The sequence below is a fragment of the Microbacterium sp. NPDC058269 genome (assembly GCF_042881445.1).
Taxonomy (GTDB): Bacteria; Actinomycetota; Actinomycetes; order Actinomycetales; family Microbacteriaceae; genus Microbacterium.
Map to the genome: position 1 here is coordinate 1,016,364 of NZ_JBHVXT010000002.1, position 12,830 is coordinate 1,029,193.

At 68.1% G+C, this 12,830-nt stretch carries 12 protein-coding genes and 1 tRNA gene; 8 read left to right on the forward strand and 5 right to left on the reverse strand.

Annotated elements, in window-relative coordinates; all coding sequences use genetic code 11:
* The first annotated feature begins 224 nt into the window (after window positions 1-224).
* From ACFVWL_RS13270 to ACFVWL_RS13280, 3 genes are read left to right on the forward strand one after another with little or no spacing between them, the layout of a single operon-like run.
* On the forward strand, window positions 225-2,054 hold the full coding sequence (locus ACFVWL_RS13270) for an ATP-binding cassette domain-containing protein (protein WP_387183407.1): 1,830 nt from the start codon (window positions 225-227) through the stop codon (window positions 2,052-2,054).
* Window positions 2,030-3,595 carry a hypothetical protein gene (locus ACFVWL_RS13275; RefSeq protein WP_387183410.1) on the forward strand — a complete coding sequence of 522 codons (1,566 nt, stop codon included), beginning with the start codon at window positions 2,030-2,032 and terminating at the stop codon, window positions 3,593-3,595. Before ACFVWL_RS13270 ends, ACFVWL_RS13275 begins: the two co-directional genes overlap by 25 nt.
* Window positions 3,596-3,635: 40 nt before the next feature.
* Window positions 3,636-3,902: a DUF3039 domain-containing protein gene (locus ACFVWL_RS13280; protein ID WP_026049764.1), complete on the forward strand. Its 267-nt coding sequence runs from the start codon at window positions 3,636-3,638 to the stop codon at window positions 3,900-3,902.
* A gap of 2 nt (window positions 3,903-3,904) precedes the next feature.
* On the opposite strand, the gene ACFVWL_RS13285 is transcribed toward ACFVWL_RS13280, so the two are convergent.
* The gene (locus ACFVWL_RS13285) at window positions 3,905-5,230 is read right to left on the reverse strand and encodes a nicotinate phosphoribosyltransferase (RefSeq protein ID WP_387183413.1); all 1,326 of its coding nucleotides are present in this window, start codon (window positions 5,228-5,230) and stop codon (window positions 3,905-3,907) included.
* Between the two features lie 63 nt (window positions 5,231-5,293).
* On the opposite strand from ACFVWL_RS13285, the gene murI reads away from it, so the two are divergent.
* From murI to ACFVWL_RS13305, 4 genes are all read left to right on the forward strand, one after another.
* Complete coding sequence (gene murI / locus ACFVWL_RS13290) at window positions 5,294-6,124, forward strand: glutamate racemase (RefSeq protein WP_387183416.1); 831 nt, start codon at window positions 5,294-5,296, stop codon at window positions 6,122-6,124.
* A gap of 52 nt (window positions 6,125-6,176) precedes the next feature.
* On the forward strand, window positions 6,177-6,914 hold the full coding sequence (gene rph / locus ACFVWL_RS13295) for a ribonuclease PH (RefSeq protein WP_387183419.1): 738 nt from the start codon (window positions 6,177-6,179) through the stop codon (window positions 6,912-6,914).
* 2 nt (window positions 6,915-6,916) lie between these two features.
* Window positions 6,917-7,510, forward strand: a complete 594-nt coding sequence (gene rdgB, locus ACFVWL_RS13300; protein ID WP_387183422.1) for an RdgB/HAM1 family non-canonical purine NTP pyrophosphatase — start codon at window positions 6,917-6,919, stop codon at window positions 7,508-7,510.
* A gap of 104 nt (window positions 7,511-7,614) precedes the next feature.
* Window positions 7,615-8,535, forward strand: coding sequence for a cation diffusion facilitator family transporter (locus ACFVWL_RS13305; RefSeq protein WP_387183425.1), 921 nt, complete (start codon window positions 7,615-7,617; stop codon window positions 8,533-8,535).
* Window positions 8,536-8,564: 29 nt separating this feature from the next.
* Here the strand turns inward: ACFVWL_RS13305 and ligD are convergent, their stop codons facing one another.
* Window positions 8,565-10,517 (reverse strand): non-homologous end-joining DNA ligase, encoded by a 1,953-nt coding sequence (gene ligD, locus ACFVWL_RS13310; RefSeq protein WP_387183428.1) that lies wholly within the window; start codon window positions 10,515-10,517, stop codon window positions 8,565-8,567.
* A gap of 74 nt (window positions 10,518-10,591) precedes the next feature.
* Here ligD and ACFVWL_RS13315 point away from each other — a divergent pair, with 74 nt between their 5' ends.
* Window positions 10,592-11,401, forward strand: coding sequence for a Ku protein (locus ACFVWL_RS13315; protein ID WP_028503543.1), 810 nt, complete (start codon window positions 10,592-10,594; stop codon window positions 11,399-11,401).
* 53 nt (window positions 11,402-11,454) lie between these two features.
* On the opposite strand, the gene ACFVWL_RS13320 is transcribed toward ACFVWL_RS13315, so the two are convergent.
* The 3 genes from ACFVWL_RS13320 to ACFVWL_RS13330 form a co-directional block, all read right to left on the reverse strand.
* Window positions 11,455-12,234, reverse strand: a complete 780-nt coding sequence (locus ACFVWL_RS13320) for a DedA family protein (RefSeq protein ID WP_387183635.1) — start codon at window positions 12,232-12,234, stop codon at window positions 11,455-11,457.
* 96 nt (window positions 12,235-12,330) lie between these two features.
* A tRNA-Leu gene (locus ACFVWL_RS13325) sits at window positions 12,331-12,412 on the reverse strand.
* Between the two features lie 45 nt (window positions 12,413-12,457).
* Window positions 12,458-12,742 carry a hypothetical protein gene (locus ACFVWL_RS13330; protein ID WP_387183432.1) on the reverse strand — a complete coding sequence of 95 codons (285 nt, stop codon included), beginning with the start codon at window positions 12,740-12,742 and terminating at the stop codon, window positions 12,458-12,460.
* Window positions 12,743-12,830: the final 88 nt, after the last annotated feature.

The window sequence follows — 12,830 nt, forward strand, 5'->3', positions numbered from 1 at the left end:
CACGGTCGATTAACCGACCAGACACTTCGTCGTGCCGCGTTCATGGTATCGATTCCGCCTGGGAAGCTCGGGTTCAGGAGGCCCCCGTTGTCATTTCGTGATCGACTACACACCGGATGCACAGGCTTCCGACCGCCGCGCGATCCCGGCGGATATGCGCGATCCGAGGGCAGTTTATTGCGCGGCGGCCTTGGGGAACAGCCACCCGTTGATACCGTAGGACGGTGACTGCCTCCCCTGACGACCGCACCGCCCAGGTGGACCAAACCGAGATCGCGCAAGAGAAGACGTCGGCGAAGCGCGCGCCGGCGAAGAAGTCGAGTCCCGACGCGGCATCGACCGCCGAGAACGCCACGCGCACGCCTGCCGCGAAGAAGCCCGCTGCGAAGAAACCGGCAGCCAAGAAGCCGGCCGCGGCGAAGGCATCCGCCGCGAAGGCGGGGGCGGCGAAGGCAGCTGCCGAGAAGGCGGCGCCGACTGCGGACATCGTGGTGGAGCCGCTGGTCAAGGCGATCCCCGTCCAGGCGGGAAAGTCATCGTCCACCGCGAGCGCCGCTCGGAGCACGGCAGCGGCACGCACCGCCGCGGCGAAGAACACGGCGGCCCGCTCTGCGGCGACGAAGTCCACCGCCGCGAAGACGGCGGCAGCCCGCACGGCGAGTGCGCGGGCGGGGGTCTCGTCGACGACGACAGCGGCCGCGAAGTCCACGGCCACGAAGTCCGCGGCCACGAAGTCCACGGCCGCGAAGACAGCGGCCGCGAAGACAGCGGCGGCGAAGACAGCGGCGGCGAAGGCGGCCGCGTCCCAGGCGGCGGCAACGAAGTCCACGGCGCGCACAGCCGCAGCCAAGACCACCGCCGCGAAGACCACGGCGGCGAAGGCGGCGGCGGCGAAGAAGGCCGCGGCGAAGAAGGCTGCCGACGAAGCGGCGAAGGCCGCAGCGGAGACCGCATCTGAGACGCCGGTGGTCGAGGCGGTTCCCGTTGACTCCGCACCCGCTGCCGAGGCTGTGGCGGAGACGATTCCGAGGGCCGACGTGGTTCTTGCACCAGCCGCCGTTGCGGAGCCCGAGCCCGTCACGGAATCCTCGGTCGCGGCGGAGCCCGTCGCCGCGGAGTCGGTCGAGGCAGAACAGGTCGAGGCAGAACAGGTCGAGGCAGAACCGGCCGTCGCGGCACCGGTCGAGTCCGCCGCAGCGGAATCGGTCGTCGAGTCGATCGAGATCGTCGAGGCGGTGGGGGAGTCCGACGATGCGGTTTCCGGCGTCGCCGACCCCGACGAGGCACTCGGGGCCGGCGAGGCGATCAGCATCCGCGGTCTCGTGAAGCAGTTCGGCGACAACCGTGCCGTCGACGGCATCGACCTGACCGTGCCGGCCGGATCCTTCTACGGAGTCGTGGGACCCAACGGCGCCGGAAAGACCACGACCCTCTCGATCGTCGCCGGACTTCTTCGCGCCGACGCGGGCAGCGTGGTCATCTGCGGCATCGACCAGGCGAAACAGCCCCTGGCGGCGAAGCGTCTGATGGGCGTGCTTCCCGATCGTCTGCGCACCTTCGATCGCCTCACCGGTCGTCAGTTGCTCTACTACTACGGGTTGTTGCGCGGCCTCGCCGCGGATGTGATCGAGAAGCGCGCAGCTGACCTGGCTCGAGCCTTCGACCTCGGGGATGCGCTCAGCCGCGTCGTCTCGGATTACTCGGCGGGAATGACGAAGAAGATCATGCTCGCAGGGGCCATGATCCACTCGCCGCGCGTGCTCGTGCTCGACGAGCCGTTCGAATCCGTGGATCCCGTCTCGTCGGCGGTCATCCTCGACATCCTCCGCGCATACGTCTCGCACGGCGGCACCGTGATCCTCTCCAGCCACGGTATGGACCTCGTCGAGCGGGTCTGCTCGCGGGTCGCGATCATCGTCGGAGGAGAAGTGCTCGCAGAGGGAACGATCGACGAGGTGCGGGCGGGCCAGACGCTCGAAGCGCGCTTCGTGGAACTCGCCGGCTCCAGCGGAGAGGTGGAGGGGCTCGAGTGGCTGCACACGTTCTCCGGCTGAGGCTCGCGCTGCTGCTCGGCTCGTTGCGCGGCGATCGTCGGGTCCGGTCGATCATCTCGTTCGTCGCGGTCGTCGCGGTCACCGTCGTGGTGTGCATCGCCGTGTTCAGCCTCGCGGCAGCTCCGGTGCCGGTCGCCCGTGCGGTCACCGTGCTCGGCGGTGCTGCCCTTCTCGTCGGGTTCCTCGTCGGCCCGCTCCTCGTCGGCGCGGTCGACCAGCTCGATCCTCGCCGGTTCGCGGTCTTCGGCGTCGATGAGCGCCGGATGCCCTGGGTGCTCACGCTCGCCGCATTCGTCAGCGTGCCCAGCCTCGCGCTCCTCGCCGTCTACATCAGCGTCTGCATCGTCGCCATTGGGGCAGGGACTCCCTGGCCTCTGGCTGTGCTGATGACGATCATCGGCGTCCTCACGACGATGCTGGTGTCACGGATCGGCATGGCGCTCAACGCGCTGCTCCTACCCGAACGTCGCTCCCGCGAACTCACCGCACTGTTCGCGCTCGCGTTGATCGTGATCGCCTTCCCTGTCGCGGTCTTCTTCGGGTCGCTCCGCTGGGACGGACTCGTGCCGCCATCACTGGCGACCCTGTCGGGCGTGTTCGGCTACAGTCCGTTCGCCGCGGCACCCGCGTTCCTCTTCGACTCCGCAGCCGGCGGGACCGCCTCGGCGTGGATCAGCGGTGCCATCGCGTTCGCCACCGTCGTGCTGCTCGGGATCGCCTGGACCTGGCTGGTCCGGCGCCTCCTCACGACGACGGAGCGTCCGGTCACCTTGCGGGAGCGCACGGGTCTCGGCTGGTTCGGTCTGCTGCCGTCGAACGCCTTCGGTGCGATCGCGGCGCGAAGCCTCGTGTACTGGCTTCGCGACCGCCGCTACATCATGAACATCATCGTGGTGCCGGTGGCGGGTGTGCTCACTGTGCTGCCGCTCATCGTCGCCGGGGTCCCCGTGGAGATCGCCGCGCTGGTCCCCGTGCCCGTGATGGCGCTCTTCTTCGGCTGGTTGCCGCACAACGACGTCGCCTACGACTCGACGGCGCTGTGGACCCATGTCGCGAGTGGGGTCCGAGGACTCCCTGATCGCCTCGGGCGTCTCGTCCCGGTGCTGCTCGTCGCGATCCCCGTGCTCGCGATCGCGGTTCCGCTGTCCCTGGTCCTCGTCGGGAATTGGAGTCTGCTGCTCCCCCTGGGTGGCCTGGCGGCAAGCCTGCTGTTCTCTGCCCTCGGCATCTCCAGCATCGTCTCGGTCGTGGCCCCGTACGCGGTGTCACGACCCGGTGACAGCCCGTTCCAGCAGCCACAGCGGCCGACCTCGCGAGGCGCATACGGTCCGGCGGCCGCGTTCCTCGGCGCGATCGTGCTGAGCGTACCCACCGTCTGGCTGTTCGCTGCCACGATCCTCGAGGGCTCCGCCTATGCTCCGGCGACGTTCTGGGTCGGACTCCTCGGCGGTCTCGTGGTGCTGGCGGCAGGTGCGGTCATCGGCGGTCGCATCTTCGAACGCAGCGGAGAGCGCCTGATGGAGTTCGTCGAGACCGCGTGATGCCCGCCCGTGAGGCGTTCGACGCCGCTAGACTCACGGGATGAGTACTCCGCTGGACAGCCCCGATCAGGGCGGCGTGGCAACGCTTGATCGCGAACTGGAAGAGCTCCTCCGCGAGGAGAATCTCGAACCGGGCGACCATGAGCGCTTCTCGCATTATGTGAAGAAGGACAAGATCCTCGAGTCCGCGATCACCGGCAAGCCGGTGCGCGCGCTGTGCGGCAAGAAGTGGACCCCGGGTCGCGACCCGGAGAAATTTCCGATCTGCCCCACGTGCAAGGAGATCTACGAGTCGATGATCGGCTGACCTCAGTCGGCTTCGACGTACACGGTGGGAATCGCCGGGTCCGACTTGCTGAGTGCGAGAGCGCGCACCGGGAGCTCTTCCCGCACCCGCAGGTGATGGGTTCGCGCCGCTGCCGTGCCTTCGACTCCTTCGTACGAAGAGTCGATGTCGCCTGCCTCGACGAACGTCACCTGCAGCGGTCGGCCGTCAGGGTGCTGGGCCGCGGTGTCGAGTTCCTCGAAGCCGTCCGAGACGACGACGGTCTCCGCGGAGGCCACGCCGTCGACCAGAGTGCGGAAAGCCGCCTTGCGCCCGCCGTACGACGCCTTGTCGGCCGATGCCTTCGCGACGCCGATCCACGATCCCTCGGCATCCTGGCGCGCCACGAGCTTGTACACCATGCTCGCGGTCGGATAGCCGGATCCGGTGACGACCGATGTTCCGACCCCGTAGGCGTCGACCGGGGAGGCGGCGAGCGCGGCGATCGCGTACTCGTCGAGATCACTGGTCACCGTGATCCGCGTGGACGTCGCACCGAGTGCGTCGAGCTGTGCGCGGACGTCGCCGGCGACGATGGGGAGGTCACCCGAGTCGATGCGCACGCCGCCGAGTTCCGTGCCGGCGACACGAATCGCCGTCTCGACACCCGTACGGATGTCGTAGGTGTCGACGAGCAGCGTCGTGCCCGTGCCCATGCTCTCGACCTGGGACCGGAACGCCTCCTCCTCGGTGTCGTGCAGCAGCGTCCAGGAATGGGCGGCAGTACCCATCGTGGGGATGCCCCAGCTTCGTCCGGCTTCGAGGTTGCTCGTGGCGCCGAACCCGGCGATGTAGGCCGCCCTGGCGGCCGCGACTGCCGAGCGCTCGGCGGCACGGCGGGAGCCCATCTCGGCCAGCGGGCGTTCACCGGCGGCGATGCTCATGCGCGAGGCGGCGGTGGCGACGGCGGAGTCGTGGTTGAGCACGCTCAGAGCGAGCGTCTCGAGCACGACGGCGTCCGCGAACGTCCCCTCGACGGTCAGGATGGGCGAGCCCGGGAAGTACAGCTCGCCCTCGCGATAGCCCCGGATCGATCCGGTGAAGCGGTACTCCTCGAGGTGCTTGACGGAGGCGGCATCGACGACGTTCTCGTCTCTCAGGAACCGCAGCTCGTCTTCGCCGAAGCGGAAGTCGCGCAGGAGTCCGAGAAGACGACCGGTGCCGGCGACGACACCGAAACGGCGGCCGCCTGACAGCCGTCGGGAGAACAGCTCGAACACGCTGGGGCGGAATGCCGTCCCATCCCGAAGGGAAGCGGCGAGCATCGTGAGCTCGTAGCGGTCGGTGAGCAGCGCCGTCGACGTGGTCATGCGCTCAGTTTAGTGAGCGCGCTGATGCGCGCGGCGGGTCCCGCGCGGGTAGGCTGGGTAGTCATGAACGACGCGCCGATCGGGATCTTCGACTCCGGTGTCGGCGGGCTCACGGTGGCGCGAGCCATCCGCGCCCAGCTGCCCCGAGAGTCGTTCGTCTACATCGGCGACACCGCGCACTCGCCGTACGGGCCGAAGCCCATCGCGGACGTGCGCCGCTATTCTCTCGAGGTGCTCGACACGCTCGTCGAGCAGGGCGTGAAGATGCTGGTGATCGCGTGCAACACGGCATCCGCTGCCATGCTCAGAGACGCCCGGGAGCGCTACGACGTCCCGGTGGTCGAGGTGATCGGCCCCGCGGTGCGTCGTGCGGTCTCCACGACGCGCAACGGGCGCGTCGGCGTGATCGGCACGGTCGGCACCATCGGCTCCCGCGCCTATCAGGACATGCTCGAGGTGAACGAGCGGCTTCAGGTCTACACCGCCGCCTGCCCGCGCTTCGTCGAGTTCGTCGAAGCCGGGATCACCGGCACCCCTGAGGTGCTCGCGGTCGCCGAGGAGTATCTCGCCCCTCTTCGAGACGCCGACGTCGACACGCTCGTGCTCGGCTGCACGCACTATCCGTTCCTGCGCGGCGCCATCAGCTACGTCATGGGCGAGGGCGTCACTCTCGTCTCCAGCGATGATGAGACGGCAGGCGACGTCTACCGCCAGCTCGTCCGGGGCGACCTCCTCGCCACGCCGGACGCCACGGCCAGCTACGTCTATGAGGCCACCGGCGCTTCGACCGATGACTTCACCGCGCTGGCCAACCGCCTGATGGGGCGTGAGGTCCGCGACGTGCAGCTCGTCCAGACGGGCGTGATCACGCTCCCCGAGAACGTTTTCGAATAATCCGGACCGAGCCGACCCGACTCGATCCGCCACTCTGACCTGAGAGAAGCACATGTCTGAAATCGTCCGCGTCGACGGCCGCTCCACCGATCAGCTTCGTGAGATCACCATCGAGCGCGGCTGGAGTGCGCACGCCGAGGGATCGGCGCTGATCAGTTTCGGCGGCACCAAGGTGCTGTGCACCGCGTCTTTCACGAACGGGGTCCCGCGTTGGCTGACCGGCAAGGGAAAGGGCTGGGTCACCGCCGAGTACTCGATGCTCCCTCGCGCCACGAACAGTCGGAACGACCGCGAGAGCGTCAAGGGCCGCATTGGCGGTCGCACCCATGAGATCTCGCGCCTGATCGGTCGCGCACTGCGCGCCGTCGTCGACACGAAGGCGCTCGGCGAGAACACGATCGTCATCGACTGTGATGTGCTGCAGGCCGATGGCGGAACGCGTACGGCGGCCATCACGGGCGCGTACGTGGCGCTCGCCGACGCGATCGAGTGGGGCCGGGAGAAGAAGTTCATCGGCAAGAACTCCACGCCGCTGCTCGACTCGGTGGCCGCGGTGTCGGTCGGGATCATCGATGGCGAGCCCATGCTCGACCTGGCATATGTCGAGGACGTGCGCGCCGAGACCGACATGAACGTCGTGGTCACCGGTCGCGGACTCTTCGTCGAGGTGCAGGGCACTGCCGAGGGCGCACCCTTCGACAAGCGGGAACTGGATGCTCTGCTCGAGCTTGGTCTGGCCGGATGCTCCGACCTGAAGGGCATGCAGCTCGCCGCGCTGGCGGGGGAGTGACGATGCAGGTCGTCCTCGCGACACACAATCCGCACAAGGTCGCCGAGTTCCAGCAGATCGTGGCGCAGGCGCGGCCTGATCTCGAGGTCATCGGCTACGACGGTCCGGAGCCGGTGGAAGACGGTGTGACATTCGCCGAGAACGCGCTCATCAAGGCGCGGGCGGCTGCCGCTCACACGGGTCTTGCGGCCCTCGCCGACGACTCCGGCATCTGCGTCGACGTGCTCGGCGGCTCACCCGGTGTGTTCTCCGCGTACTGGGCAGGACAGAAGAAGGATGCGGCGGCCAACCTGGAGCTGCTGCTCGACCAGCTGCACGACATCGCCGATCCGCACCGCGCCGCCCACTTCACCTCGACGATCGCCCTGGTGATGCCGGACGGCCGGGAGCATGTGGTGGAGGGACGCTGGCCCGGACGGTTGGCCCACGCGGTCGCGGGAGCAGGTGGCTTCGGGTACGACCCCATCTTCGTCCCGGACGGCCAACCTGCAGGGCAGGAGCGGTCGGTGGGCGAGTTCACCTCCGACGAGAAGCAGGCGCAGTCGCACCGTGCGCGGGCCTTCGCCGAACTGGTTCCGCTGCTCGCCGAGCTGTGAGTGACGTCGGCCGCGATAAACCGCTGCTGAAGCTGAGAATCGTTACCCTTCCCGACTAGCCGGAACACGCCTGCTGGCCCCGTATCCCGGTCTAGCCTGGGGGCATGCACGATCACGCACCCGCCCCCGGCGGCATCCGTTCGGCGAGCAGCAGACGCCTGCTTGCCATCTCTCTGTCCCTGACCGCGACGGTCATGATCGTGCAGGTGATCGGGGCGCTGCTCTCCGGTTCTCTGGCACTCCTCGCCGATGCGGCGCACATGTTCACGGATGCCTCCGCCCTCGTGATCGCTCTGATCGCCGCGACCGTCGCCGCGCGGCCGGCGGATGATCGGCGCACCTTCGGCTATCAGCGCGCAGAGGTGTTCGGAGCACTCATCAACGCCGTCATCCTGATCGCCCTCGCGACCTGGGTGGCGATCGAAGGCATCGGGAGACTCGTCAACCCGGGAGAGGTGGAGGTCGCCGGCGGACTCATGCTGGTCGTCGCGGTGGCGGGACTCCTCGCGAACGCGATATCGATGTGGCTGCTGAGCCGTGCGCAGCGCACAAGCATCAACGTGCGGGGTGCCTACCTCGAGGTGATGGGTGACCTGATCGGGTCGGCTGCGGTGATCGTCGCCGCCGTGATCATCCTTTTCACCGGATGGATGCCTGCGGATGCCATCGCGTCGTTGTTCATCGCGGCCATGATCATTCCTCGGGCCATCGCGCTGCTCCGGGAGGTGTTCTCGGTCCTCGCCGAGTCGGCGCCGAAGGGCACAGCGGTCAGCGAGATCCGCACGCACCTGCTCGGATACGACGGCGTCGTCGGCGTGCATGACGTGCACGTCTGGCAGCTGACCCGCGGCGCTCCCGTTTTCACAGCCCATGTGAGCATCGAGCCGGCGTTGTTCGCCGACGGGCGCTCATCACAGCTGCTGACCGAGATGCAGGCCTGCCTCGCCGACCACTTCGACGTCGAGCATTCGACCTTCCAGATCGAGCCGGCAGAACAGTCGGACTGCGAACCGCACCACGCCTGATCTGTGCGGACCGCGGACAGGTCAGCGCCTCAGGCCTCGACGGAGATCTCGTCCGCGCTCTTGTCCGGGCGGAGCCCACGCCAACGGGCATGACGGAGCACGCCGTCCGGTGTCCAGTTCGCGAACTCGACCTCGCCCACGACCTCCGGACGCACCCAGAGGGCGTCGGACGCATCGGGAGGGGGGACTCCGTCGAGCGGCGGCGCATCCACCCGCAGAGGCTCGAGCCGCGCGAGGAGGTCGCGCAGGATGCGGTCGGTGAATCCGGTACCCACCCGCCCCACGTAGCGCAGGCCGCCCCCGCTTCGGGTCGGATCTGGCACGGCGAGCAGCAGAGATCCGAGCGTGCTCTCCCTGTCGCCCTTGCCCGGACGGATCCCGACGATCACGGCCTCCTGCATTCTGGTGTGCTTCAATTTCAGCCAGGAGGGGGAGCGCTGCCCCGGGCGGTATCGCGACTCCGGATCCTTGACGACGACGCCCTCGAGCCCGAACTCCCGGCTCGCGGCGAGTGCCGCGTCCACGTCGTCGAACACGGGAGGGATCTGCACCGGCGCATCGAGATCGGCGATCACATCCTCCAGCAGAGTTCGGCGCTCCCGCAGAGGCATGCCGGTGAGGTCGTGCCCGTCGAGACGCAGCAGGTCGAACAGCATGTAGACGATAGGCGTGCGGACCACCTCGCGCTCGATGTCCCGGGGACGGGTGAGGTGCATGCGGTTCTGCAGGAGGGAGAAGCTCGGGCGACCGTGAGAGTCGAAGGCCACGATCTCCCCATCGAGGACTGCGTCCGCGACAGGGAGGAAGGGCGCGCCGTCTGCAGCGAGCTCAGGGTAGCGGGCCGTGATGTCGGTGCCGCGGCGCGCGTGGAGAAGCATCCGTCCTTCCGTCCACGTGCCCATCGCGCGGATGCCGTCCCACTTGACCTCGACCCAGGAGGGGGCGCTCAAAGCGCGCGCGACGCCGGGCGTGCCGTTCTCCGCGAGCATCGGCGCCATCGTCGCCGCGATCGGGACGGATGTCGCCGCCGGAGCGCTCTGCGGGTGTCGGCGGGGGCGGTGGGTCTTCGCGGGTTGTGGAACCGGAGCCGTGGCGGGCGGGCGGAGCATCGAGAGGGGGTCTATGCCGGCGGCCACGCGGGCGAGAACATCGTCGAGGGTGAGCTGGGCGAGGTCCGGGGCGTCGAGTTCCTCCCAGGTGCGAGGAGCAGCGACCCACGGCTGCGCGCGACCACGGAGCGAGTACGGCGAGATAGTGGTCTTCTTGCCGTTGTTCTGGCTCCAATCGAGGAACACCTTGCCGCCCCTGACCGCCTTCGCCATGACGCTGGTGGCGAGATCGGGATGGTCGTTCTCGATCATGCGTGCGAGCTCCTTGACGACGGCGGAGACCTCGTCGCTCGTCTGCTCGCCGGGCAGGGAGGCGTAGAGGTGGATGCCCTTGCTGCCGCTGGTGACCGGCAAGGGGTCGAGCCCCATGTCGGAGAGGATGACGCGGGCGATGCGGGCGACCTCGGCGCACTGCCCCAGGCCCACGCCGTCGCCGGGGTCGAGGTCGAGCACGAGCCGATCAGGATTGCCGGGGAGGCCTTCGGGGGAGAAGCGCCACTGCGGCACGTGCAGCTCGATGGCGGCGACCTGCGCGAGCCAGACGAGGGTCGGGATGTCCTGCACGAGGGGGTATTCCTTGGGGCCGTCCGAGTGCTGGATCGCCTGGCGGGGAATCCATGACGGGGCGCCCGGTTCGAGCTGTTTCGTGAAGAACGCGTCAGCGGGAGCATCCGCCGTACCGACGCCCTCCACCCAGCGCTTGCGGGTGACGGGGCGACCGGCGAGGAGGGGGAGGAGGAGCGGAGCGATGGCCGTGTAGTACGCGATGACCTCGCCCTTGGTGGTGCCGGTGGACGGGTAGACGATCTTGTCGAGATTCGTCACGCGCAGACGCCGACCGTCGACCTGCACGATCTGCGCTTCTGCGACCATGGGGCCAGCGTAGTCAAGAGCCGGCGTCGTCAAGGGACTGGTCGCGGTGGCTGTGGCTGGTGTCTACTGGTGTGATGAGGACGATCTGGAAGGGCGCACTGACGTTCGGGCTCGTGAACGTGCCGGTCAAGGTGTATTCCGCGACCGAGGACCACGACGTACCGCTGCATCAGGTGCATGAGAAGGACGGCGGACGCATCCGCTACCAGCGCACCTGCGAGGTCTGTGGCGAGACAGTGGCATACGCCGACATCGACCGCGCCTACGTGGATGAAGGTCAGACGGTCGTGCTGACGAAGGATGACCTCGCGGCGCTCCCGGCGGAGAAGAGCCGGGAGATCGACGTCGTCGAGTTCGTGCCGTCCGACCAGGTCGACCTGCTCACACTCGACAAGCCGTACTACCTCGAGCCCGACTCCAAGTCGCCGAAAGCCTACGTGCTGCTGCGGAAGACGCTCGAGCAGACCGATCGCACGGCGATCGTGCGATTCACGCTGCGGCAGAAGACGCGCCTCGCCGCGCTCCGTGTGCGGGGGAAGGTGCTGGTGCTGCAGACCCTGCTCTGGGCCGATGAGGTGCGCGAAGCCGCGTTCCCTGCGCTGGATGAGGACGTACGGATCTCGAAGAAGGAGCTCGAGCTCTCGGCGTCACTCGTCGACAGCTATTCGGCGGACTTCGACCCCGAGGCATTCGTCGACGAGTACCAGAAGGAGCTCCGTACGCTCATCGACGCGAAGATCGAGGCGGGCGACACGTTCGACGTCGCCGAGACCTTCGGCGAAGCCGAGAAAGCGGCCGAGGGCGGCGAGGTCATCGATCTCATGGAGGCCCTGCGGGCGAGCGTGGCGCGTTCGAAGGAAGAGCGCGCCAAGAACGCGGGGTGACCGCCGGGCGTTGACGGTCCGTCGCTGGATGGACGGTCAACGAGTGCGGGAGTTCAGTGCTTTCCGTCGCCGTCCAGGTCGGGCGCGCGGTCGAAGACATCCGCATCGAGCACGAGGTCCTGTGCCTCCTCGGCGTCGGTGACCACGTCTTCTCCGGCCGCCGCCGCCTTCTTCGCCTTGTGACGCTCGGACAGGTAGTGCCACAGCGTCACGAGCGCTGTGCCGCCGACCGCGGCGAGGAGGATGAGGTCGATGTAGCTCTCGACGAACTCGGCGACCGGGGGGATGAACCCGATGAGATAGCCGAACATCGTGAGACCGAAGCCCCACAGGACCGCACCGATCAGGTTGTAGAGCGTGTACTTGCGCCACGGCATGTGGCCGACGCCGGCAGCGACCGGGGCGAAGGTGCGCACGATCGGCACGAAGCGCGCGAGGATCACGGTGATGCCGCCGAAGCGCTCGAAGAACGCGTTCGTGCGCTCGACGTTCTTCTTGCTGAAGAGGCCCGACTCCTTGCGTTCGAAAACCGCCGGTCCGCCCTTGTGGCCGATGACGTATCCGACCTCACCACCGACGAAGGCCGCGAGGCCGATGAGCAGGGCGACCCACCAGACGCTGATGCCGAAGACGCCGTGCTCCGAACCCGCGATCGGGTGCGAGAGAAGACCGGCGATCACGAGAAGGGTGTCCCCTGGCAGCAGGAATCCGACGAGCAGACCGGTCTCCGCGAAGATGATGAAGCACACGACGAGGAGTGCCCACGGCCCGGCGGTCCCGATGATCGTGGCGGGGTCGAGCCAGGGGATGAGGGCGGTCGGCGCGTGCAGCATGGATTCGAGCACAGGGGGAGTCCCGTCGGTCGTGAATGGTCGGCGGTAGAACAGAGCGATGTCGTGGCGGCCTGAGAAGGCTGCCGTCGTCTCTCGTGCGGAAGGTGGGACTTGAACCCACACGCCCTGGGGCACAGGAACCTAAATCCTGCGTGTCTGCCAATTCCACCACTCCCGCGCGGTGGAAACAGTCTACTGATCACCGAAACCGCGTGTCTGGGGATCAGCCCGCAGTCGGTGCCCGCCGACCGGCGGCGCTCGTCACGCCTGAGGGGTCGAGGGTGGGATGCCGGGCTCCGACGGATGGGGTGCGAGGGGCTCCGCGGGGTGGGGGGGCGAGAGGCTCCTGCGGGTGGGGTGCGAGGGGTTCGTCCGGGTTCGGCGCGAGAGGCTCCTCCGGGTTCGGCGCGAGGGGCTCGTCGGGGAAGAGCGGCGACGGCTCGTCGGGAGTCGACGGGGAGGGGGAGCTGTCGGTCATGTCGGTGTCCTTCATGTCGGTGTCCTTCATGTGGGTGTTCCCTGCGGGATCACGGTGTGTACGCCCGAGTTGAACAGCGGGAGGGCACGGTGTCTGCTCCCTTGCGTTTCGTCGCACT